This window comes from Methylosinus sp. PW1 (genome assembly GCF_000745215.1).
In the GTDB taxonomy this organism is placed as follows: domain Bacteria; phylum Pseudomonadota; class Alphaproteobacteria; order Rhizobiales; family Beijerinckiaceae; genus Methylosinus.
Map to the genome: position 1 here is coordinate 2,345,667 of NZ_JQNK01000009.1, position 22,443 is coordinate 2,368,109.

The following is a 22,443-nucleotide window of genomic DNA, read 5'->3' on the forward strand; positions in this document are numbered from 1 at the left end:
GACGATTCGCAGATATTGACAAAAACCTCTCTCTCGATCGTTATGTAATTATACTACATCGAATCTTTCCGGCCCGCGGGGACCAGAATCATGAGCCTCATCAAGGAAATCGACTATGGAACGCCGGCTTCCCGCTCTGAGAAGGAAGTCACTCTGACCATCGACGGGACGGAGATCACTGTGCCGGAAGGCACGTCGATCATGCGCGCGGCGATGCAGATCGGCGTAGAGATCCCCAAGCTCTGCGCCTCCGACAATCTTCATTCCTTCGGCTCCTGCCGCCTCTGCCTCATAGAGATAGAGGGACGCGGCAATCTCTCCGCCTCCTGCACCACGCCGGTCATGCCCGGCATTGCGGTGAAGACTTTCTCGCCGCGGCTCGACTCCATCCGCCGCGGCATAATGGAGCTGTATATCTCCGACCATCCGCTCGACTGCCTCACCTGCCCCGCAAATGGCGATTGCGAGCTGCAATCCATGGCCGGCGCGGTGAGCCTGCGCGAGGTGCGCTATGGCTATAGCGGACGCAACCATGTCACGGCGCGTCGCGAGGGCCGCCGCAATGAGGATTGGAAGCCCAAGGACAAATCCAATCCCTATTTCACCTTTGATCCGTCCAAATGCATCGTCTGCAATCGCTGCGTGCGCGCCTGCCAGGAAGTGCAGGGCACATTCGCGCTGACGATCGAAGGCCGTGGCTTCGACAGCCGCGTCTCGCCGGGCGCGGGCGAGGCTTATATGGAATCGGAATGCGTCTCCTGCGGCGCCTGCGTGCAGGCCTGCCCCACGGCGACGCTCACCGAAAACTCCGTCATCGCCATTGGACAGCCGGAGCATTCGGCCGTCACCACTTGCGCCTATTGCGGCGTCGGCTGCACCTTCAAGGCGGAGATGCGCGGCGAGGAGATCGTGCGCATGGTTCCGTGGAAGGACGGCAAGTCCAATCACGGCCACAGCTGCATCAAGGGCCGCTTCGCCTATGGCTATGCGCTGCATCGCGACCGCGTGACCAGCCCGATGATCCGCGAGAAGATCACCGACCCCTGGCGCGAAGTGTCCTGGGAGGAGGCGATCTCTCATGCCGCCTCCGAGTTCAAGCGCATTCAGGCGAAATACGGCCGGCTCGCCGTCGGCGGCATCACCTCCTCGCGCTGCACCAGCGAGGAGACCTTTCTGGTGCAGAAGCTCATTCGCAGTGGCTTCGGCAATAATAATGTCGACACATGCGCGCGCGTCTGCCATTCGCCGACCGGCTATGGCCTCAGCCAAGCCTTCGGCACCTCCGCCGGCACGCAGGATTTCGACTCGGTCTCCGAGGCCGACGTCATTCTCATCATCGGCTGCAATCCGACCGACGCGCATCCGGTCGTCGGCTCGCAGATCAAGCGGCGGATACGCGAGGGCGCCAAGCTCATCGTCGTCGATCCGCGCCGCACCGAGCTGGTGCGCTCGCCGCATATCAGCGCGGCCTTCCATCTGCCGCTGCGGCCGGGAACCAATGTCGCCATCGTCACCGCGCTCGCCCATGTGATCGTCGAAGAGGGGCTGGTGAACGAGGCCTTCGTGCGCGAGCGTTGCGATTGGGACGAATATTTGGAATGGGCCGCCTTCGTCGGCGAAGAGGGCAACAGCCCGGAGGCGGTGGAGAAGTTCACCGGCGTTCCCGCGCATCTGGTGCGCGGCGCGGCGCGTCTCTACGCCACCGGCGGCAACGCCACCATCTATTACGGCCTCGGCGTCACCGAGCACAGCCAAGGCTCGACCACGGTGATGGCCATCGCCAATCTCGCAATGGCGACCGGCAATCTCGGCCGCTCCGGCGTCGGCGTCAATCCGCTGCGCGGGCAGAATAATGTGCAGGGCTCCTGCGACATGGGTTCCTTCCCGCATGAGTTCCCCGGCTATCGCCATGTCTCCGACGACAATGTGCGCAAGCTGTTCGAGGAGGCCTGGGGCGTTCCGCTGGACGGCGAGCCGGGCCTGCGCATTCCCAACATGTTCGACGCCGCCGTCGATGGCGTGTTCAAGGGCCTTTATGTGCAGGGCGAGGATATTCTGCAGTCCGACCCGGACATCAAGCATGTCTCCGCCGGCCTCGGCGCGCTGGAATGTCTCGTCGTGCAGGATCTCTTCCTCAATGAGACCGCCAATTACGCGCATGTCTTTTTGCCCGGCGCGAGCTTCCTCGAGAAGGACGGCGTCTTCATCAACGCCGAGCGCCGCATTCAGCGCGTGCGCCGCGTGATGAGCCCCAAGGCGCGCTACGCCGATTGGGAGGCGACGCAGCTCTTCGCCAATGCGCTCGGCTGCAATTGGAGCTACACGCATCCGAGCGAGATCATGGACGAGATCGCCAAGCTCACGCCTTCCTTCGCGCATGTCTCCTACGCCAAGCTCGACGAGGTGGGCTCGGTGCAATGGCCCTGCAATGATCTGTCGCCGGAAGGCATGCCGATCATGCACATCGACAAATTCGCGCGCGGCAAGGGCAAGTTCGTCATCACCGAATATGTGCCAACGGAGGAGCGCACCGGGCCGCGTTTCCCGTTGCTGCTGACCACGGGCCGCATTCTCTCGCAGTATAATGTCGGCGCGCAGACTCGCCGCACCGAGAACAGCCAATGGCACCCGGAGGATGTGCTGGAGATCCATCCGCATGACGCCGAGGTGCGCGGCGTGCGCGAGGGGGATTGGGTGCGCGTGCAGAGCCGCGCCGGCGAGACGACGCTCCACGCCAAGATCACCGATCGCGTCGCGCCCGGCGTCGTCTACACCACCTTCCACCATCCTCTGTGCCAGACCAATGTCGTCACCACCGACAATTCCGATTGGGCGACCAATTGCCCGGAGTATAAAGTGACGGCGGTGCAGGTCTCGCCCTCCAACGGTCCCACCGAATGGCAGGAGCGCTATCGCGAAATGTCGGAGAAGAGCCGACAGATCGCCGCCGCCGGCGAGTAGCGCTGATCTCGCTGCGCAATCTTTGCCGATCATCCGGCCTCGCCGCTCGAAATGCGCTCCAGCGGCGAGGCCATCGCGACAATCGGGCTCGATTATCCACAACGACTCTCGCGCGCGGCGCCTCCGCGCGTCGAATTTTCCCGTGGTTCCGGCCCCGCCGCTGGCGTCATCCTGCGCGTCCTTCGCGGCGATTGCGCCACACTTTCCGACAATGATTTTCTGGCTTTTCGCGATTGCGCGCGCACGTCCGGGCGCTTGCGCAGATACGTGTGTCCGTCATTGGACTTAGACGCCAGCCCGGAGTGACTTTTCGAAAAATGCACGCCAGTTTCCGATCGCGATCGGAGAATTTGCGCCATGCGATTGGCTTCGCCAGCATCGAGAGACCGCATTCGTTTTCGAATCGAGCCCGCCGATCTTGTGTCGGCGGTCGTCGCGCCGATTATCGCGCTCGCTCTGCGCGATCCTCTGCTGCTCGACCCCGGCGATTTTCCGGCGGCATTTCCAGCGCCTTATGAATATGCAGTCATCTCCGCAGGCTGCGCCATCGTCATGATCCTCGCCTTTCGGCTGAGCGATCGCATGGGGCAGTTCTTCTCACTGCGCGACGCCTTCGCCCTCTCCGGCGCCGCCGCTTGCGCGGTCGCTTCCAGCTCGGCCATTCTTCTTGCGCTCACACGCTTCGAAGGCGTGCCGCGTTCGACGCCCTTGATCTTCGGATTGGTGCTCGTCGCGGGCATGATCGCCACGCGATCGATGATGCGCGCGCTTCACAAGGACCTCACGCGCAAGCACGAGCTCGACAGCGCGGAGGCCGAGGCCGATCTGCGCCGCGTGATCGTCGTCGGCGTCGATCGATTCGCCTCGGCGGCGATAAAATTGACCGATTATCTGCGGCCGCGCACGACCCAGATCGTCGCTGCGCTCGACGCTCGGCCAGAGCTCCTCGGCCGCAAGATCGCCGGCGTCTCTATCGTCGGCGATCCCAACGACATCGGCGCCGTCATCGACGAATACGCTGTCCATGGCGTCGAGGTCGACGAGGTGTGGCTCGCCGAGGACGCGACCTTCCTGCCCGCCGATCTTCTCGCTGCGGTGGAGGCGCAATGCGCGGCGCGCGGCGTGCCGATCCACTGCATAGCGGAGGCGTGGAATTTCATCGCTGCGCCGCCCGTCGCGGCGCAGGAGATCGGCGCGATCGAGACGTTCGAGACGCCCGACTATTTCAAGGCGAAACGCATCATCGACATTTGCGCTGCGAGCCTGCTGCTCGTCGCGGCCTTTCCATTCGCGATCTGCGTCGCCTATGTCGTCTTTATCGATGTCGGCGCGCCCATATTTTTTTTGGCAGCAGCGAATCGGCAAGAACGGCCAGAAATTCCTGCTCTACAAGTTCCGCACCTATCGCGCGCCTTTCGACGAGAAGGGCCGTCCGGCTCTGGAAGAGCAGCGTCTATCCCGCATCGGCCGCATGATCCGCGCGAGCCGCCTCGACGAAATTCCTCAGCTCTATAATGTGATCGCGGGTCATATGTCGCTCATCGGCCCGCGGCCGCTCTTGCCGCAGGATCAGCCCGACGATCCCGGACCGCGACTCAGCGTGCGTCCGGGCGTCACCGGCTGGGCGCAGATCAATGGTGGGACCATCGTCACGCCGGAAGAAAAAAATGCGCTCGACCTCTGGTACATAAAGCACGCCTGCCTCCGGCTCGATCTCGACATCGTCATCGGCACGCTGCTCGTCGCGCTCGCCGGCGAGAAGCTTAACGGACGCGCGGTCGAGCATGCGATCCGCTGGTATCGGCAAGAGTTCGCAGCGCATGCCACATCGCGTCGCGATGCGGCATGCGAGCGCGCGACGCCGCGCGACCGCCGCCGCCGCGCTGTCGCCGAACGCGCCGAGAGGCTACCGGCGCTCGACGCCGTGGCGATGGATTACCCCTATCGCGCGGTCGAGCCCAGCTGACCGCGGCGCCGGAGATTTCTCGCGGCGCGCTGTTCGATAGCCTTTTTTAGCAAGAGTTTCGGTCGAGCAGAGGATGCGCGCCCACGGAAGCAAAGGCCAGATTATGATTGTGTGTCTGTTCCGATTTTCGGCGCTCGCCGCCCTTTGCGCCACTCTTTCCGGATGCTCTCCGCAGGTCGGCGTGGGAGTCGATCCGTCCTACACCGCCAGCCTTCCGGAGCCGGACACGGCGAGAGCCAATACGGATTTCACACAGAGCGATTACCGCATCTCCGCGCAGGACGTGCTGGAAATAAACATATTCGGTTTCACCAATCTCAGCCGCGTGGCGCAGGTCGACGGCAATGGCCGCATCTCCTTTCCCTTGATCGGCGGAGTCGTCGCCGCAGGGCGAACGGTGAGCGAGCTGGAAGCCGAGCTCACACGCAAGCTCGCGGCGAAATATCTGCAATCGCCTCAGGTGTCGGTGTTCGTGAAAGAATCGGTCGGGCTCCGCGTGACCGTCGAAGGCGCGGTCAAAAAGCCGGGCGTCTATGCGCTCAAGGGCAAGAACACGCTGCTGCAAGCGCTGGCGATGGCGGAAGGGATCAATGACGTCGGCGACTCTGCGGTGACGCTGATCCGCGTTTCCGATCAAAGGCGCGTCAGCGCGAAATTCGACGTCGCCGCCATTCGTTCCGGCCAGGCGCCCGATCCGCTGGTCTATGGCGGAGACACGATCGTCGTCGATGAATCCCTGGCGCGCACAGGCGTGCAAGTCATCAAATCGGCCGTCCCCGCAATGATCAACATCGGGGCGAGACCTTGGTGACGCTCCAAAGTCAACGCTAGAAAGGTCGTTTTTGGAATGAGCGCGGATCAAAGGCCAGAGACGGGTGCGTCGGCCGTCGCTCTCGACGCCGCCCAATCGGAGCGCGCGATCGTCGCCGGCAGGCGTTACGCTGCCGCTTGCGACGAACGGCAGCCGAGCTTCGACGAGAACAGCGGCGCCTCGAGCTTCCTCAAATATGTCGGCTTGCTCATCAAGCATCGCATTCTCGTGGCCGCTATCTGCGCCGGCGCGATACTCTGCGCCTTTGTCATCACATTCCTGATGCCGCGAATCTATACGGCGACGACGACGATACAGATCGACCGCGAGGCCGCGAAGGTCGTGCGCCTTCAAGACGCGCTGGTGGAGAAAACCGACGATCCGCAATTCTACACGACTCAATACGAGCTTTTGAAGAGTCACGCGCTCGCCGAGCGCGTCGTGTCCTCGCTCTCCCTCGCAGACAAGAAGGGCTTAGTCGATGTGGAGATCTCTCTCCTCGGGCGCGTGCTCCAAGGCCTGTTCAAGCGACATGAGGAGGAGCCCGAAAGTGTCGGCAGACGACGCTCGGCGGTCGCCGCCGTGCTGAAAGGCCTCACGGTGCAGCCGATTCCGATGTCGCGCATCGTGAAGGTCAGCTTCAGCAGCAAAAGCGCCCTTCTCGCGCAGCAAGTCAGCGCAGCGGTCGCCGAGAATTTCGTGGCGATGACGCTGGACCGCCGCTACAGCGCCTCCGCCTATGCGCGCACATTCCTCGAGGAGAAGCTGCAGCAGGTGAAGCTCAAATTGGAAGACTCCGAGAAGCAGGTCGTCGCCTATGCGCAACGCGAAGGCATTGTGAATGTCGATGACAAGCTCTCCATCGCCGGCGCCAATCTCAAATCGCTCAACGATGCCCTCGGCGTCGCCATGGCGCAGCGCATCAAGGAAGAGCAGCTGTGGATGCAGGCGCAGAGCGGTAGCGGATTGGGATTGCCGCAGGTGCTGGACGACAAGAGCATTCAAAAAGCCCGCGAGCGCCGCACCGAGCTGATGGCGGAGTATCAGGACAAGCTCGGCGTCATGAAGCCGGATTTTCCAGAGATGAGGCAGCTGCGGGCGCAGATCGCGGAATATGATCGCCAGATCAGGGAGCACGTCGAGTTCATTCGTCAAGCGATCAAGGCGCGCTACGAAGCCGCGCGCGATCAGGAATCGTCGTTCCTCAAGCGCATCGAAAGCCTGAAGGTAAATGCGCTCGATCTGCGGGATCGCAGCATTCAATACACTATTCTGCAAAGAGAGGCCGACACCAACCGGTCCTTGTACGACGGCTTGCTACAGCAATATAAGGAGGTCGGCGTGACCGGCGCGATCGGGACCAACAATGTCTCGGTCATCGACAAGGCGGAGCGGCCTACGAGCCCGTCGAGTCCGCGGCTGCTGATGAATCTCGGCCTCGCCTTTGTCCTCGGGCTGCTCGCCTCGGTCGCGACGATCGCGGTGCGCGAATTTCTCGACGATACGTTCAAGATTCCCGAAGAGATCGAGGAGGCGCTCGGTCTCACAGTGCTCGGCGTCATTCCGCTCGCGCGGCAGGATGACGAGAAAGCCCGCGACCCGTCCTATTCCGTCGCGAATGAGGTCATCGGCGATCCTCTGTCGTCAATGGCGGAAGCCTATCGCTCGCTGCGGACCTCGTTGCAATTCTCGACGGCGATGGGCGCGCCCAAGACGCTCCTCGTCACCAGCTCACGGCCTGGCGAAGGCAAGTCGACCACATCGGTCTGCATTGCGGCCAATTTCGCGCAGCTCGGAATGCAGGTGCTCTTGATCGACGCCGATATGCGCAAGCCGTCGTTGCACGACATACTCTCGGTCGACAACAGCATCGGCCTCGCCAATGTGCTGACCGGCGCATTGGACGCATCCGCCGCCGTCACCGAAAATCTCATCTATGGCGTCACCTTCCTGTCGTCCGGTCCTGTGCCTCCGAATCCCGCGGAGCTTTTGGCTGGACCGCGCTTCGCCTCGCTGCTCGCGCTGGCGCGAGAGAAATTCGACATTGTCGTCATCGACGGTCCGCCGGTCGTGGGCCTCGCCGACGCACCATTGCTCGGCAGCATAGTGGATGGCGCTGTGTTCGTGGTCGATTCGATGCACACGCGCCGGCGCGTCGTCCATGCGGCGGTCAAGCGGCTGGATTTCGCACGCACTCGCATTCTCGGCTGCCTGCTGAATAAGTTCGACGCGACCAACGTTGGTCACTCCTATGGCTACGCCTATGGCGATGCTTACGGTCACGGCCCCGCCTATGGCCACGAATATTTCGGCTATGGAGCGAAGAGCCAAAAGGATCGCGCAATTTCGCCAACGCTGGAACAGTGACGTGCCGAGAAGCCGGGCATTGCAATGCGCGCTCGATCTCGCGTCGATCCCGCCAATGGCGGCGCGCGCGCGCGAGCTGCCTTTGCCCGACGACGTGCTCGAGGTCATTCGCATCGCGGCCGGTTGCGAGGAAACGCTCGACGAGGCCGCGCGTCGCTCCGGCAAGGACAAGAGCTATGTGAAAGCGGCGGCGGAATTCTATGTGCAGCAGATCCTGTTTTTTCCCACGGCCGACAGCCATAGAATTCTCGGCGTGCGCCCCGGCGCGAGCCGCGCCGATATGCGAACGCATATGCGTTGGCTGATGATCTGGCTGCATCCCGATCACGCCCATGCCGAATGGAAGACCGTGTTCGCGCGTCGAGTAATCGCCGCGTGGCGGGAGGCGCAAGAATCGCCGGATCGACGCAAGACGCAGGCGAGCGCGCGACGCGTGGCGCCGCCGATGCGCCATATCCCATGGGTACCGCGACCGATCGAGCAGCGTCCGTCGAGATTGTTGATGCCGTCGCTTTTCCTCATCGCGGTCGCGATCATCGTGATCGCAATATTGGTTCCGAGCAGCTTCGTCGAGGCGGAGACGTCATGGCTCGCGACATTTCTGCTTCGCGCGGTCGAGGCGCCGAAATCGGGCGCCGGATCATAGGCGCGGGAGGCGACATCGGCGCCGCCGAACGACTCCTCTATCACGCGTCCGCTTCGACGCGTCCAATTTCATGCCGATCGGAGGTTTCAAAATGCAGCACGACGTCAATTTTCAGCAAGAGGCGAAGCGCGCCATGCTCGGGCTCGGCGATGTCGCGGGCCTGCGCTACAAGGCCGACGACGGTGTGCTTCACGTCATTGTTTCGGACCCGCCGAACCACAATGCGCTGACGAAGGCCGCGACGGATAGTCTCTACGAGACGCTTCGCCGCTTTCATGAGCTGCCCTTCGATCGTCTCGAGATCGCCTTCGATACGGCCTCCGGCTCGGTCGCATGCGCCGGTCTCAATCTCCATGATTTCGAGGCGGCGGCGCGGCGCGTCAGTCCAGGCGAAGATCTCCTGGGCGAGAACAATTACTTCGTTCGCGTCACGCAGCTGCTGCGCGAGCTCGGTCGCAATGTTCCGACAATGGCGCGTGTCGAAGGTCATCTCGTCGGCGCCGGCGTCGAATTGGCGCTAAGCTGCCGTGAGGTCGTCTGCGCGCGATCGGATATCAAGATCTTGATGCCGCATCTGCGGATCGGCGTTCCCTATCATACCCTCGGGCTCTGCCATATGGCCGGGCTCATCGGATGGGATGTCATGTCGCGCGCCATGGTGACGGATGCGATTCCCGTGCTGCTGTCCGAGGTTCTCGCCGATCGCCAAAGGATAGAGCGCTTGACCGCGGCCGAGCGAATCGCCGACGCCAAAATCGCGATCGACCGGATGGCTGCGGTCTTTCAGGGACGCCCGGCGCGAATCGGCGACGCCTTCTTCACTGTCGAAGATCGAACGGGCGAGACGCGAAACATCGCGGAAGCACATCTGCTGCAAATCCTCGCTCATGTCGCTTTCGCCGATGAAATGGACGATTTGTCGCCGGCGCTGCACGAGATCATCGACGCGCCGCGCGTGCGCGCATCCTCACGCGTCGGAGCGCGCCTGGCGGAATCGATCGCGGCGCATCGTCAGCGCCCGAAGCGTCTCAATCGCCATTTCTCGAAAGCGATCGGCGCTGGCGAGGAAACGAGCGACGGGGAGGGCGTTCGCGTTTCTATGCCGAATTGAGGCTCATCGCGATGGAAGCGCAGCGTCGGTGGAATTGAAGGAGTGAGCGCATGGACGATATCGGTCTCGAAAGAGGAATGCGCGATAGAAGAGCCATTCGGCATTACAGCGAGGCGCCGGTCGATGACGCATTGCTCGCGGAAATATTCGAGCTCGCGTCATGGGCTCCGTCGCCGGGCAACACGCAAGCCTGGAAGGTGATCGCGCTCGGCCAGGAGGCCTCGAAGGATGTGATCGCGCGCTTCGAGCTCGCGGGATGGGAGTCGGTCTTTCCTGTGCTCGAGCAGGTGTTGCGCAATGGCGGCGCGGCGCCTCCTTCCAATGACGATCGCGGGCCGGCGACGGCGGACGAATGGCGGCGTTATGTGACCGGCATGTATCGGCGCTTTTTCGAGGTCAAAGGCGCGCCGCGGCTACTGCTCGTCTATCGCACCGCGGATCGACGCAGATATGCCGATCTCGTGCGCTTGTCGCTCACCGCGTTGCTGCGGCGCGCGGCGGGCGAGCCGGGCCTTCTGCAAGGGCTGCGCTGCTTTTTCACATCGCTGCGCAATGTGCCTGTGCTGGTGCGCGTCAATGCGTTGACGCGCACTTTCGGATTGGCCAATTTCACTTATGCGGTGACGCTCGCCGCGCAGTCGCGTGGCCTCGCCACCTGCATCCAATCCAATTATCTCAATGTGCAGCGCGATCTTCGACGCTATCTCGGCCTCGGCGCGGAGATCGACATCGTCGCTTCCATATTGATCGGCTATGAGGCCGATGACGCGCTGCCGGCGCCGGAGATGTTCCGAACGCGCAAGCCCGTCGCGGTCGATTGGATCGAGACGACGCCCGGAAACGTCGCAGCACGTCGCGACGAGCGGGTTTTCGAAGCGGCCCAGTGAGCGCGGGCGGCTCAGCCGCCCTTGCGCATCAGCATTCCCTTGGCGGGATCATAGGCGATGAGCGCGCCGGCGGAGAAGAAGGTCGTGTAGCCGGCGACGGCGGCGAGCGAGTCCCAGGAGATTTTCTCATAAAAGGCGAAGCGGATCAGCTCCACCGCATGGGTGAAAGGATTGACGAGGCAAATCCAATAGAGCACGGGGCTCGACTCCTGCACGCGCCACAGCGGATAGAGCGCGGAAGAGGCGAAGAACATCGGGAAGATGACGAAATTCATCACGCCCGCGAAATTCTCGAGCTGCTTGATCGCGGAGGAGAGCAGCATGCCGAGCGCGCCGAACATCAGTCCCGCGAGCACGAGGGCGGGCAGCACGGTGAGATAGCCGAGCGGCGTCGGCGGCTCGATCTCCCAGAAATAGGCGATGAAGAGATAGGCGTAGACTTGCAATATCGACACGGCGACGCCGGCGAGAAGCTTGGCGCCGAGCAGATACCATCGCGGAAAAGGCGAGACCAGTAGCGTGCGCATATTGCCCATCTCGCGGTCATAGACCATTGAGAGTGAGGACTGCATGCCGTTGAATAGCTGGATCATCGCCATCAATCCCGGCGTGATATAGACCTCATAGAGGACATAGGTTTCATAGGGCGGGATGATGGAGACGCCGAGCACTTGGCGAAAGCCGGCGGCGAAGATGAGCAGCCAGACGAGCGGCCGCACCAGCGCGGAGACGAAGCGCTCGCGCTGATGTAGGAAACGCAAAGCTTCGCGCCAGATCACGCCGGCGAGGCAGATGGCGTATTGGCGCGCGGTGAAGCCGCTTGTTTCGCGCATCATAGAAATTCCATTCTGAGAGCGAGCCTGAAGGCTCGCGGTCCATGGCGTGAGGCGGACCGCGAGCCTTCAGGCTCGCATCGCAAGGGCCGCATCACGCCGCGTCCCGCGCCTTCGCGCCGGTCAGGCGCTCGAAGGCGGCGCCGATGTTGTCGGTTTTTGTCGCCGCCATGATATTGGCCGATGTGTCGGCGGCCAGCACCTTGCCCTGATGCAGCACGACGACATCGTCGCTCGGCGTCACCTCGTCGATGAGATGCGTGGTCCACAGCACGGCGAGCTTGCGCTCGGAGACGAGCGCGCGCACTTGCGCGAGAATATCGGCGCGCGCCTTTATGTCGAGGCCGACGGTCGGCTCGTCGAGCAGCAGCAGGCGCGGCTCGTGCAGCAGCGCGCGCAATATTTCGACGCGGCGCATTTGGCCGCCAGAGAGATCGCGCGCCTTGTCCTTGGCGCGATCGGCGAGGCCGGCGCGCTCCAGCAGCGCGGCGCCGCGTCGCTTCGCCTCGCCGGCTCCTATGCCGTGCAGCGCGGCGTGATAGATGAAATTCTGCATCACGCTCAATTCGAGATCGAGCGTGCGCGCCTGGAAGACGACGCCGAGCCGGCGCAGCGCCGCGCCGCTCTCGCGCGCGACGTCATGGCCGAAGATCGCGATCTTTCCCTCGCGCGCGGCGTAGAGACGCGTGATGAGCGAGAAGAGCGTGCTCTTGCCGGCGCCATTGAGGCCGAGCAGCACGGTGAAGCTTCCCGCCGCGACGGAGAAGCTCACATCGTCCAGCGCGCGCCGCGCGCCATAGCTGTGGCCGATATGCGCGACGTCGAGCGCGAACGGTTCCGCGCTCATTTGGTGGCGACCGCAATGCCCCAGGGGAAGGCGCCCACGGGAATGGACTTCAGCACTTTCAGGCTGGCGGCGTCGACGATGGAGATGTCATTGGAGACGCCATTGGCGGTCAGGAGATATTTCTCGTCCGGCGTGAAGGCGAGATGCCAGACGCGCTGGCCGACGAGCAGATATTTTTCGATCTTTTTCGTCGCTGTGTCGATGACGGCGACGCGATTGGCCGGGCCGAGCGCGACGAAGGCGCGCTTGCCGTCATTGGTGAAGGCGATGCCGATCGGCTGGATCGCCTCCTTGGAGAGGCCCGGAATCTCGAAGCGGATTTTCTGCGTCACCTTATGGCTCTGCGGATCGATGACGGCGACGGTGCCGCCGATCTCCGATGACACCCACAGCTCGGACGCGTCCGGCTTGAAGGCGGCGAAGCGCGGGCGCGCGTCGACGAGCACATTGGCGATGATCTGCTTCGTCTGCGTGTCGATGAGATGCGCCATATTGGTGGTCTCGGACGTGTTGACGAGAATGCGTCCGTCCGGGCTCACCGCCATGCCTTCCGGCTCGACGCCGACAGGCACGTCGCCCACTTGGCGCTTGGTCTTGGTGTCGATCATGGTGACGAGATTGTCGTTCTCGTTGGACACATAGACCGTCTTGCCGTCGGGGCTCAATATCATCAGCTCTGGATCGGGGCCGGAGGGCAGATTGCCGGTGATCTTGAGCGTCTTGGTGTCGAGCACCTGAATCGTGTCGTCGTCGCCGGCGCAGATATAGACCTCGGAATTATCCTTGGAGATCTCTATGCCGCGCGGCCTGCGCCCGACCTTGATGGTCTTGATCGCCTCCATCTTGTCGGTGTCGATGATGGTGACGCTATTGCCTTTCTCATTGCTGACATAGGCGGTGAAGGCCTGAGCGGGAGAGGCGAGAAGAAGAGCGAAAATAGCGAGCGGCTGAACCAGCGCGCTCCCCTTCTCCCACTTGTGGGAGAAGGTGTCGCGCGAATGCGCGACGGATGAGGGCGAGCCGCCGAGCTGTCTCGAACGGACCCTCATCCGACCCGGCTGCGCCGGGCCACCTTCTCCCGTAAACGGGAGAAGGAATCGCGCGCCGAGATTTCTGATCGTTTTCATTTCAGCCTGCATTTGGTTTCGGGCTTGTCGACGCCCAATGTGTCGAGCTCGGAGGTTTGATGCAGGAAGCCGTCCTGCGGCGACACCGAGACGATCATGCGGCCGTCGCCGAGCAGGATAGGCTGGCGCAGCTGACGATTCCAGGGCCGCAGCGACAGGCGCACGCCTTTGAAGGCCGCAATGGTGAATTCAGGACCCAAAAGATAGTCGCGCAGCGCCTTCGGATCAGCCGAGGCGGCGCGCGTGACGGCCTCGCCGACCATGCGCGCGGCGATCCAGGCCTGATGATCGCGCGCGTTCATGCCGCGATGAAACTGTGCGCGGAAGCGGTTTTGCAGCTGCACGGCGCCCCATTGCTCATGCGAGGCGTCCCAGCTCGTCGGAACGAGCCCCGCCGCGCCGGCGACCGGGCGCGGATCGAAAGTGCGATAGGGCAGATAATTGCCGAACACCTCGCTCTCGTCCGCGGCGATCAGCACATCATAGCTGGCGCCCTGCGTCAGCGGCGGAATCAGCCGCTGTGTCTGCACGCTGCCGGAATCGGAGCGGCGCCCGCCCTCGGTGTCGACATAGACGCGCTCGTCGACGATCTTGGCGCCGAATTTCTTCGCGCTGGCGCGATAGGCGGCGGCGAGCAGCTCGTCCGCCGGGTGCGAGCCTTTGATGACGAGCCAGCGGCGCCATTGCTTCCAGACGAGATATTGCGCCAGCCCATCTGTGAGCATGGAGCGCGTCGGCGCGACATGAATGACATTGGCGCGGCAGTCTTCCTCGCGCAGCCTATCGTCCGCCGCGCTCACATTGAGGAGGAGCGCATCGCGCGTCCTCAGCGCGTCGGCGACATGCAGAAGATCGTCGGCGGAAAGATCGGCGAGTATCGCCACGGCGCCCTGGTCGAGCAGCTTTTGCGCGGCGGCGACCGCGTCGTCGCCGGGCGCGAGCTTCTCGTCGATGGCCTCATAGCTCTGGCCGGTGAACCGGCCTGTGGTGTTGTCGTCGGCGACGCCGATCAGCGCGCCGGCCAGAGTGTCGTCCTCGGCCGGGAGGTCGAGGATCGACAATGTTTCGCTGGAGTGCTGCTGGCGCAGCACGCCGAGCTTCACCCGCAGCGGCTCGGCGGCGGCGGGCGTTGTGGCGAGAATGGCGGCGACCGACGCCCCGATGACGCAACGCTTTATCATGACGCTAGTCGGCCGCTCCTTCTTTCGCTCAGCGAATCAGCTTCAGCAGCGCCTGGCCCGCCTTGGACTTCAGCTCCTTGGCGTCGAGCGTGCCTTCGTCGTCCTTGTCCGCCGCCTTGAACAGCTTGGCGACGAGGGCGAGATATTCCTCTTTCGTGAGCGTTTTGTCATCGTCGGGATCGGCGGCGGCGAAATCTTTCTTGGAGATGCGCGCGCCGACCTCCTTGCGGTCGACCGTGCCGTCATTGTCCTTCTCGAGCTTGTCGAAGACGGCCGCCGCCGCCTTGCTCACTTCGGCGAGATCGAGCGTGCCGTCATTATCGGTGTCGAAGCTCTTGATCGGCGAAGGCGCGGCGAAAACCGGTTGCGCGACCATGGCCGATGCGAAGCAAAGTCCGGCGCCGAGAGCGATAATGTGAAATTTGGTCGTCATACTTGCCTCCGTTTCCCGACGAATATCGCGAGATTCTCCCAATATAGTCGGAGCCGGCCGATCGCACAAAGCGTACCTTCGCGCATGGCTCCGCTACAGATCGTCGCTCTCGCGCTCTTCCGCCTCGGCCTCCTCCACCTCGGGCAGCGGCAGCAGCACCTCTATCCGCGTGCCGCCCTCCGGCCGGCGCTCCATGCGCATCACGCCGCCGAGCGTATGAACGCGCTCGCTCATGCCGATGAGGCCGAGGCCGAATCTGCGCTCCTCCGGCAGGCCGACGCCATCGTCCTCGACGAGAACGCGCAGCGCTTCGGCGCCGGCGAGCTCGGGCGGAGCCTCGACGAATTCGAGCCGCGCCTCGGCGTTGGCGGCCGAAGAATGGCGGAAAATATTGGTGAGCGATTCCTGCACCACGCGATAGGCGGTGAGCGCGATCTTCTCGTCGAGGCAGGAGAGATCATGAGCGATGCGCAGCGACAGCCGCACATCGGCGCGGCTGCCGGTCCAGGAGGCGAAGAGCCCGCGCAACGCGGCCTCGAGGCCGAGCTCGCTCATCGCCGGCGGGCGCAGCCGCTCGAGCATTCGCCGCAGCAAGGTCTGCAGCGCCTGTCCGGCGGCGTCTATATTCGCGCAGGTGCGCCGCAGCAGCTCGGGATCGGGAAAATTTCCCGAGGCGGCGGCGACGAGCGTCGCCGCGCCGGCGCGGATGGAGAAGAGACAAGGGCCGGCTTCGTCATGCAGATCGCGGGCGATGTCGCGACGCTCGGAATCCTGCACGGCGAACAGCCGATCGATGAGCGAATGATTCTCCTCCTTCACGCGATCGAGCGTCGCGGCGAGCGAATTGAGCTTTTGGGAAATATTCCTGAATTCGGAGGCGCCGCGCAGATCGAGACGCACATCCTTCTCGCCCGCCTCGAGCCGCGCCAAGCCGCGCCCCAGCGAATCGAAAGGCGAGAGCGTGCGGCTCAGCAGCGTCAGCACCAGCGCCAGCATCAGCAATGTGACGGCGAGGCTGATGGCGCCGAGCCATAAGAGGTCGGACCAGATCTCGGCGAGCTCGTCCACCGGATCGAAAATGATGGCGATATTGCCATATTGAACGTCGCCGATGCGTGCCGGAATGATGTCGATCTTGGGCGTCGGCGCGAACAGGCGCACGAACCAGTCCGGCACGCCCGTCTGCATCTCCTTGCGCCACTTCGAGTCGAAGCTCGGGGCGATATCGTCATTGGGCAATATCTCTATCTCTATGTGGCGCAGATTGCGCAGATTGTCGAACAGCCTGCGCAGCGAGGGGATAGGATCCTTGGTCTCCTGCACGCTGGCGAGCGCGGTCTCGACCAGCTCATGCGACAAATGCTCTATGCTCTCCGCTTCGGCGCGCACGCGCGGGCCGGCGTGGCCGATCATGATCGCCACATTGACCGCGAGCATAGCCGTGAGGACGATGGCGATGAGCCAGCCGAGCCTCGCCTTCAAGGACATGGAACGCTCCCACTTTGGCGTCGCGTCGGCGCGAGCGCCGAAGATTGACAAACAAGCTTTTGCATTCGCATAGTAATCTTCTCTAGAACAATGGCTATGCCCGATGCGCGTGCTGATCGTCGACGACCATCCCATGGTGATTGCCGGATGCCGCGGCATGTTGTCCGGGCAATCGGACATAGAAGTGCTGGAGGCGCGTGACGCCGACGCCGCGCTCGAGGCGCATGCCTCCGCGCAGCCGGACGTCATTGTGCTCGACATAAATCTTCCGGGGCTCTCGGGCTTCGAGCTGCTGCGGCGCATGCTGAAGCGCAAGCCGGATACGAAGGCGATCGTCTTCACCATGAATGACGATCCTGTCTTCGCCGCGCGCTCCATCGAGCATGGCGCCAAGGGCTATCTCGCCAAGAGCGAGGATCCGGCGCAATTCGTCAAGGCGGTGCGCATGGTCGCCGCGGGCGAGCGCTATCTCTCCAATCAGGTGGCGCAAAAGCTCGCCTTCTTCGATCAGAAGCACGGCGCCAATCCGCTCGAGGGGCTGAGCGGCCGCGAGCTGGAGATTTTGCGCCTGCTGGCCGAAGGCAAGGGAATGGCGGAGATCGCGCATATCATGCGCGTGTCCTACAAGACGGTGGCGAATAGCTGCTCCTTGCTGAAGCGCAAGCTCGCCGCGCGCTCGCGCGCCGATCTCATCCGCATCGCCGTCGAGAATAAATTGGCGAAGGAATTGGTGTGAATCTCGGCGCGCGCGCCTTCTCGCGCTCGTGGGAGAAGGCGGCCCTCGCGTCGGCGAGGGGCGGATGAGGGCGCATCGTGTTCAGAATTGCCGATTTATCCGCGCGGGAATTTTTAGACATTTCTATCGGGAAGTTTTGGAAGAAGGCGCTCTCGAGCCCTCATCCGTCGCGCATTCGCGCGACACCTTCTCCCGCGAGCGGGAGAAGGGAGAAACGCCCTTCACGCCAGGCGCTGCTCTATCGCTATGCGCACGAGATCCATGGGCGTGCGCGCGCCGAGCTTGCGCTTCAGCAGCGAGCATGTGTTGGCGATCGTCTTGTAGGACACATGCACCGCGTCGGCGATCTCGGTCATGCTCGAGCCCTTGCCGAGCAGGCGTAAAATCTCCAGCTCGCGCGAGCTCAGCTCCGCCAGAGGATTGGCGAGCGCCGCGGTCTTGTCGAAGGCGAGCCGATTGGCGAGCCGCGGCATCATGAACACGCCGCCCGCCGCCACCTCGCGCACCGCGCGCAGCAGCAGAAACGGATCGTCGTTCTTCGTCACATAGCCGCGGGCGCCGGCCTCTATCGCGCGCGCGGCGAAGATCGGATCGTCGTTCATGGAAAAGATGACGATGCGCGCCTCTTCGTCGTGGCGCAGCATGCGGCGCGTCAGCTCGAAGCCGGAGGCGCCCGGGAGGTTGATGTCGACGACGGAAATATCCGGCCGCCATTCGACGAAGAGCGTCAGCGCCGTCTCCGCGTCGCCGGCGTCGCGCGCTTCTATGTCGCCTTCGCCGGAGAGCATGGAAGCGCAGCCGGAGACGATGATCGGATGATCGTCGACGATCAGGACACGCATTCTTCGCTCGCGACGCCTCGTTTCGGGACGCTTCGCTCCGAAGCGCCGGCATGGATTGACCAGCGGCTACCCTTACGTAAAGTCGCCGCGCTTTGCAAAGGCGGGGTCCATGCTGAAAGGATTGTCGTTGCGCGCCAGGCTGCTGGCGCTGCTCGGCGCGACGCTCGCGGTCGGCCTCGCCCTGGGCGTCGGCCTGCTGACGCTGCACGCCGCCGCGCGCGTGCGCGCCGAATCGGACAGCACGGCGCGCCTCGCGCGCGAGTTCGTGGCGACGGCGCTGGCCAGCGTCGAGGAGAGCGACGATCCGCTCGCCGCGCTGCGCGGCCGTCTCGCCGATGTCGATCGGCTGCGGCACATTCATATCTTCATGGTCGGCTCCGGCGAGGCCCGGGGGGCTTCGGTCGAGGAGCGGCGCGCGCCGGCCTGGTTCGCGGCGCTGGTCGCCGGGCCGCCCAGCGAGACGCGCATCGCTCTGGACGGGCGCGGCCGGCTGCGCGGCGAGCTGGCCCTGGTCGCCGAGCCGGGCGACGAGATCGATGAGATTTGGGAAGAAGTCTGGGCGCTGGCGCTGGGCGCGGCGGCTCTGGCGCTCGCCGGCTTCGGCGTGGTGTCGGTCGTCGTCTCGCGCGCCCTCGCGCCGGTCTCCACTCTCGCCGAGGCGCTGCGGCGCATCGAGCATGGCGATCGCGACGTGCGCATGGTCGCCGGCGATGCGCCGGAATTCGTCGCCATCGCCGGCCGGGTCGATGCGCTGGCGGAGACGCTCGCGCGTTTCGACGCGGAAAACCGCGCCTTGGTCGAACGCATCATTCATGTGCAGGACGAGGAGCGGCGCGAGATCGCGCGCGATCTCCATGACGAGATCGGCCCGTTTCTGTTCAGCATTCGCGCCGGGCTCGGCGCGCTCGCCCGCAAGCTCGAGGGCGCAGGTCGGGAAGATTGCCTGAATATAGATGCGCAGCTCGGCGCGCTGCAGCAGGTCAATCGCCGCATTCTCGGCCGGCTGCGGCCGGCGGCGCTGGATGAGATGGGCCTCGAGGGCGCGCTGCAGGCGCTCGCCCAAGGCTGGCGCGATCTCGACGCCGATGTCGCGATCGGCCTCCATATCGACGAGGCCGGGGAGCCGCTCGACGAGTCGATCGCCCTCACCGCCTATCGCATCGTGCAGGAGGGGCTCACCAATGTGTTCCGCCATGCGAGCGCCACGCGCGTCGATGTGACAGTGGAGCGTATAGAGGCCTGCGGCAAGACGGAATTGCGCGTCGCCGTGCGCGACGACGGCGCCGGCGTGGCGCAGGGCGCGCGCGAAGGCATAGGGCTGCGCGGCATGGCCGAGCGCGTCGCCGCGCTCGGCGGACGGCTGACGTTCGAATCCGCGGAGCCGCGCGGCGCGCTGCTGGTGGCGCGTCTCCCTCTCTAGAGATATCGTCCGTCGACCATTGTGCGGCGCAAAATGAAATTGCGCGCCGAAACGGGAAATTTTTTCACGCTCACGCTCGCGCAGAGAAAAGGATTCGTGGCCTTTTCGTGACTTCGTCTCGGCGCGACGATCTGCCTCTCGCCAAGCCTCTTCGGATGGTTTATGTAGCAAAACGCACAAAGCGGGAGCAGCGCGGTTCCATCGCGCAGGCGTCCCGCGCGGGGCCAAGAGTATCGGCCTCCTATCGCGGTATGAAGGGTCGTCACATGGACTATCGGCGCTTTTTCGAGACGGCGGTCACTCGTCTCCAGGAGGAACGCCGATATCGGGTCTTCGCCCATCTCGAACGCTGTGTGGAAACCTTTCCGCAAGCGGTCTGGCATCGCGACGACGGCTCGATTCGCGATGTGACGATCTGGTGCTCCAACGACTATCTCGGCATGGGGCAGCACCCGGATGTGATCGCCGCAATGGTGGAGACCGCTTCGCGCGTCGGCGCCGGCTCCGGCGGCACGCGCAACATCTCCGGCACCAGCCATGCGATCGTTGAGCTGGAGAGCGAGCTCGCCGACCTCCATGGCAAGGAGGCCGCGCTCGTTTTCACCTCGGGCTGGATTTCCAATCTCGCGGCCATTTCGACGATCGCCGATCTGCTGCCGGACTGCGTCATTCTCTCCGACGCCTCCAATCACAATTCGATGATCGAGGGCGTGAAGCGCTCGCGCGCCGAGCGCAAGATCTTCCGCCACAATGATCTCGCCCATCTCGAGGAGCTGCTGATCGAGGCCGGCGCGCGGCCCAAGCTCATCGTCTTCGAGAGCCTCTACTCGATGAACGGCAATATCGCCCCGGTCGCCGAAATCGCCGCGTTGGCCGAACGTTATGGCGCGATGACCTATATCGACGAGGTTCACGCCGTCGGCATGTATGGCGCGCGTGGCGGCGGAATCTGCGAGCGCGAGGGCGTGATGCATCGCATCGACGTCATCGAAGGCACGCTGGCCAAGGGTTTCGGCACGCTCGGCGGCTATGTGGCCGGCGACCGTGTCGTCATCGACGCCATTCGCAGCTATGCGGCCTCCTTCATTTTCACCACCGCCTTGCCGCCCGCCGTGGCCGCGGCGGCGACCGCCGCCGTTCGGCTGCTGAAGGCGCGTTCCGATCTTCGCGCCGCGCATCAGCGCGCCTCGCACATCACCAAGCATGCGCTGGCCGCCGCTGGCCTGCCGGTGCTGGAGAATGGCTCGCATATCGTGCCGGTGATGGTGCGCGACGCCGAGCTGTGCAAGGCCGCGAGCGACATGCTGCTCGAGCGCCACGACATCTACATCCAGCCGATCAATTATCCGACCGTCGCGCGCGGATCGGAGCGTCTGCGCATCACCCCGACCCCGCGCCACACGCCGGAGCATATTGTCGCTCTGGTGGAGGCGGTGGCGGATGTGTGGCAGACGCTCGGCATCCCCTTCGTCGAAGCGCCGCAGCATCTGCATATCGATGCGGAAAGCCGCGAGCGCTGTACCTATCCCGAGATCAAGCTCGCCGCTCAGTGAGCGGCGGGCTCTCTCGGGAGCCGCGAAAATCGGAAAGATTTGCGCATCCTTCTCCCGCCTGCGGGAGAAGGTGGCCCTCGCGTCAGCGAGGGTCGGATGAGGGCTCTCAGGCGCGATGAAGGTTTTCGAAAAGGTCGCCGCGGCGGCGCGAGCCCTCATCCGACCCCGCTTCGCGGGGCCACCTTCTCCCACGAGTGGGAGAAGGATCTGCGCTCAAAACGTGTGGGTGTGCGGGCGTCGGCACCGATTTATTCCGCCTTACTGCACCAGCTTGGGCTGGCTCGGGCGGGGCGTCTCATTCTCTTGAAGGATGCCGAGACGGCGGGCCACTTCCGTATAGGCCTCGACGAGGCCGCCCATGTCGCGGCGGAAGCGATCCTTGTCCAGCTTGTCGTTGGACTTGATGTCCCACAGGCGGCAGGAGTCGGGGGAAATCTCGTCGGCGACGACGATGCGCATCATGTCGCCCTCCCACAGCCGCCCGCACTCCATCTTGAAGTCGACGAGGCGGATGCCGACGCCGAGGAAGAGTCCGGAGAGGAAATCATTGACGCGAATGGCCAATGCCATGATGTCGTCGATCTCCTGCGGGCTCGCCCAGCCGAAGGCGGTGATATGCTCCTCGGAGACCATCGGGTCGTCGAGCGCGTCGTTCTTGTAATAGAACTCGATAATGGAGCGCGGCAGCTGCGTGCCTTCCTCCATTCCGAGGCGCTTGGACAGCGAGCCGGCCGCGACATTGCGCACCACGATCTCGAGCGGAACGATCTCCACCTCGCGAATCAGCTGCTCGCGCATGTTCAGCCGGCGGATGAAATGCGTCGGCACGCCGATGTCGTTGAGGTGCTGGAAGACGAATTCCGAGATGCGGTTGTTGAGGACGCCCTTGCCGTCGATGACCTCGTGCTTTTTGGCGTTGAAAGCGGTGGCGTCGTCCTTGAAGTGCTGAATCAAGGTGCCCGGCTCCGGACCCTCGTAGAGGACCTTGGCCTTGCCTTCGTAGATGCGGCGGCGGCGATTCATCGGGATCAACCGGGGCTTGAGAAAATCCATTACTGGCCCGTGGCTCCTCGGTTCGGCTCCAGCGTGACGATCGTCTCCCTCAGAGCGCTAGGCTCGGGAAGAGCGACGTCCCGTCCGAAGCGGCGTTCGCATGGCCGCGGATCGAACCGGGTCCTATCCTGTTCCAGCCGCGGTTACAACCCGCCAGAAGAGACTAGCCGAATCGAGGGGC

At 63.8% G+C, this 22,443-nt stretch carries 18 protein-coding genes; 10 read left to right on the forward strand and 8 right to left on the reverse strand.

From position 1 onward, the window contains the following. Positions 1–90: 90 nt before the first annotated feature. The 7 genes from fdhF to K369_RS20750 all read left to right on the forward strand — a co-directional run bounded on the left by fdhF (position 91) and on the right by K369_RS20750 (position 10,749). Entirely contained in the window at positions 91–2,961 is a 2,871-nt protein-coding gene (gene fdhF, locus K369_RS20720) for a formate dehydrogenase subunit alpha (protein ID WP_036293823.1), read from the forward strand. A gap of 1,321 nt (positions 2,962–4,282) precedes the next feature. Beyond that, on the forward strand, positions 4,283–4,927 hold the full coding sequence (locus K369_RS27790; RefSeq protein WP_245278258.1) for a sugar transferase: 645 nt from the start codon (positions 4,283–4,285) through the stop codon (positions 4,925–4,927). Between the two features lie 103 nt (positions 4,928–5,030). Beyond that, on the forward strand, positions 5,031–5,738 hold the full coding sequence (locus tag K369_RS20730; protein ID WP_036296086.1) for a polysaccharide biosynthesis/export family protein: 708 nt from the start codon (positions 5,031–5,033) through the stop codon (positions 5,736–5,738). 36 nt (positions 5,739–5,774) lie between these two features. After that, complete coding sequence (locus K369_RS20735) at positions 5,775–8,105, forward strand: polysaccharide biosynthesis tyrosine autokinase (RefSeq protein WP_036293825.1); 2,331 nt, start codon at positions 5,775–5,777, stop codon at positions 8,103–8,105. A 1-nt stretch (position 8,106) separates the two neighbouring features. Beyond that, complete coding sequence (locus tag K369_RS20740) at positions 8,107–8,751, forward strand: hypothetical protein (RefSeq protein WP_156968002.1); 645 nt, start codon at positions 8,107–8,109, stop codon at positions 8,749–8,751. Positions 8,752–8,842: 91 nt separating this feature from the next. Further along, positions 8,843–9,862, forward strand: coding sequence for an enoyl-CoA hydratase/isomerase family protein (locus K369_RS20745; RefSeq protein WP_198033172.1), 1,020 nt, complete (start codon positions 8,843–8,845; stop codon positions 9,860–9,862). A 50-nt stretch (positions 9,863–9,912) separates the two neighbouring features. Then, complete coding sequence (locus K369_RS20750; protein WP_036293830.1) at positions 9,913–10,749, forward strand: nitroreductase family protein; 837 nt, start codon at positions 9,913–9,915, stop codon at positions 10,747–10,749. An 11-nt stretch (positions 10,750–10,760) separates the two neighbouring features. Here K369_RS20750 and K369_RS20755 read toward each other — a convergent pair whose 3' ends face one another. The 6 genes from K369_RS20755 to K369_RS20780 form a co-directional block, all read right to left on the reverse strand. Beyond that, positions 10,761–11,585 (reverse strand): ABC transporter permease, encoded by an 825-nt coding sequence (locus K369_RS20755; protein ID WP_036293832.1) that lies wholly within the window; start codon positions 11,583–11,585, stop codon positions 10,761–10,763. A gap of 91 nt (positions 11,586–11,676) precedes the next feature. Then, the gene (locus K369_RS20760) at positions 11,677–12,429 is read right to left on the reverse strand and encodes an ABC transporter ATP-binding protein (RefSeq protein ID WP_036293834.1); all 753 of its coding nucleotides are present in this window, start codon (positions 12,427–12,429) and stop codon (positions 11,677–11,679) included. After that, entirely contained in the window at positions 12,426–13,478 is a 1,053-nt protein-coding gene (locus tag K369_RS20765) for a YVTN family beta-propeller repeat protein (protein ID WP_084570829.1), read from the reverse strand. The genes K369_RS20760 and K369_RS20765 overlap by 4 nt, the downstream gene beginning before the upstream one ends. 74 nt (positions 13,479–13,552) lie before the next feature. Further along, positions 13,553–14,737, reverse strand: coding sequence for an ABC transporter substrate-binding protein (locus K369_RS20770; protein ID WP_036293836.1), 1,185 nt, complete (start codon positions 14,735–14,737; stop codon positions 13,553–13,555). Positions 14,738–14,765: 28 nt separating this feature from the next. Then, positions 14,766–15,170, reverse strand: a complete 405-nt coding sequence (locus tag K369_RS20775) for a calcium-binding protein (protein WP_036293838.1) — start codon at positions 15,168–15,170, stop codon at positions 14,766–14,768. Between the two features lie 93 nt (positions 15,171–15,263). Continuing rightward, positions 15,264–16,658 (reverse strand): histidine kinase, encoded by a 1,395-nt coding sequence (locus tag K369_RS20780; protein WP_036296092.1) that lies wholly within the window; start codon positions 16,656–16,658, stop codon positions 15,264–15,266. 103 nt (positions 16,659–16,761) lie between these two features. Between K369_RS20780 and K369_RS20785 the strand changes: the two genes are divergently transcribed. After that, a complete protein-coding gene (locus K369_RS20785; RefSeq protein ID WP_036293840.1) occupies positions 16,762–17,394 on the forward strand; it encodes a response regulator transcription factor in 633 nt (210 codons plus the stop codon). Positions 17,395–17,615: 221 nt separating this feature from the next. Here K369_RS20785 and K369_RS20790 read toward each other — a convergent pair whose 3' ends face one another. After that, a complete protein-coding gene (locus K369_RS20790; RefSeq protein ID WP_036293842.1) occupies positions 17,616–18,236 on the reverse strand; it encodes a response regulator transcription factor in 621 nt (206 codons plus the stop codon). Between the two features lie 109 nt (positions 18,237–18,345). On the opposite strand from K369_RS20790, the gene K369_RS20795 reads away from it, so the two are divergent. Both K369_RS20795 and hemA read left to right on the forward strand, forming a co-directional pair. Beyond that, entirely contained in the window at positions 18,346–19,656 is a 1,311-nt protein-coding gene (locus K369_RS20795; RefSeq protein ID WP_036293844.1) for a histidine kinase, read from the forward strand. A gap of 266 nt (positions 19,657–19,922) precedes the next feature. Then, a complete protein-coding gene (hemA, locus tag K369_RS20805) occupies positions 19,923–21,209 on the forward strand; it encodes a 5-aminolevulinate synthase (protein ID WP_018267134.1) in 1,287 nt (428 codons plus the stop codon). Between the two features lie 258 nt (positions 21,210–21,467). Here hemA and purC read toward each other — a convergent pair whose 3' ends face one another. After that, positions 21,468–22,262, reverse strand: a complete 795-nt coding sequence (purC, locus tag K369_RS20810; RefSeq protein ID WP_018267133.1) for a phosphoribosylaminoimidazolesuccinocarboxamide synthase — start codon at positions 22,260–22,262, stop codon at positions 21,468–21,470. Between the last annotated feature and the right edge of the window lie 181 nt (positions 22,263–22,443).

Coding starts and splice junctions, on each gene's coding strand:
- fdhF (WP_036293823.1), top strand. CDS start 91: ATGAGCCTCATCAAGGAAATCGACTATGGAACGCCGGCTTCCCGCTCT.
- K369_RS27790 (WP_245278258.1), top strand. CDS start 4,283: ATGTCGGCGCGCCCATATTTTTTTTGGCAGCAGCGAATCGGCAAGAAC.
- K369_RS20730 (WP_036296086.1), top strand. CDS start 5,031: ATGATTGTGTGTCTGTTCCGATTTTCGGCGCTCGCCGCCCTTTGCGCC.
- K369_RS20735 (WP_036293825.1), top strand. CDS start 5,775: ATGAGCGCGGATCAAAGGCCAGAGACGGGTGCGTCGGCCGTCGCTCTC.
- K369_RS20745 (WP_198033172.1), top strand. CDS start 8,843: ATGCAGCACGACGTCAATTTTCAGCAAGAGGCGAAGCGCGCCATGCTC.
- K369_RS20750 (WP_036293830.1), top strand. CDS start 9,913: ATGGACGATATCGGTCTCGAAAGAGGAATGCGCGATAGAAGAGCCATT.
- K369_RS20755 (WP_036293832.1), bottom strand. CDS start 11,585: ATGATGCGCGAAACAAGCGGCTTCACCGCGCGCCAATACGCCATCTGC.
- K369_RS20760 (WP_036293834.1), bottom strand. CDS start 12,429: ATGAGCGCGGAACCGTTCGCGCTCGACGTCGCGCATATCGGCCACAGC.
- K369_RS20765 (WP_084570829.1), bottom strand. CDS start 13,478: ATGAGGGTCCGTTCGAGACAGCTCGGCGGCTCGCCCTCATCCGTCGCG.
- K369_RS20770 (WP_036293836.1), bottom strand. CDS start 14,737: ATGATAAAGCGTTGCGTCATCGGGGCGTCGGTCGCCGCCATTCTCGCC.
- K369_RS20775 (WP_036293838.1), bottom strand. CDS start 15,170: ATGACGACCAAATTTCACATTATCGCTCTCGGCGCCGGACTTTGCTTC.
- K369_RS20780 (WP_036296092.1), bottom strand. CDS start 16,658: ATGTCCTTGAAGGCGAGGCTCGGCTGGCTCATCGCCATCGTCCTCACG.
- K369_RS20785 (WP_036293840.1), top strand. CDS start 16,762: ATGCGCGTGCTGATCGTCGACGACCATCCCATGGTGATTGCCGGATGC.
- K369_RS20790 (WP_036293842.1), bottom strand. CDS start 18,236: ATGCGTGTCCTGATCGTCGACGATCATCCGATCATCGTCTCCGGCTGC.
- K369_RS20795 (WP_036293844.1), top strand. CDS start 18,346: ATGCTGAAAGGATTGTCGTTGCGCGCCAGGCTGCTGGCGCTGCTCGGC.
- hemA (WP_018267134.1), top strand. CDS start 19,923: ATGGACTATCGGCGCTTTTTCGAGACGGCGGTCACTCGTCTCCAGGAG.
- purC (WP_018267133.1), bottom strand. CDS start 22,262: ATGGATTTTCTCAAGCCCCGGTTGATCCCGATGAATCGCCGCCGCCGC.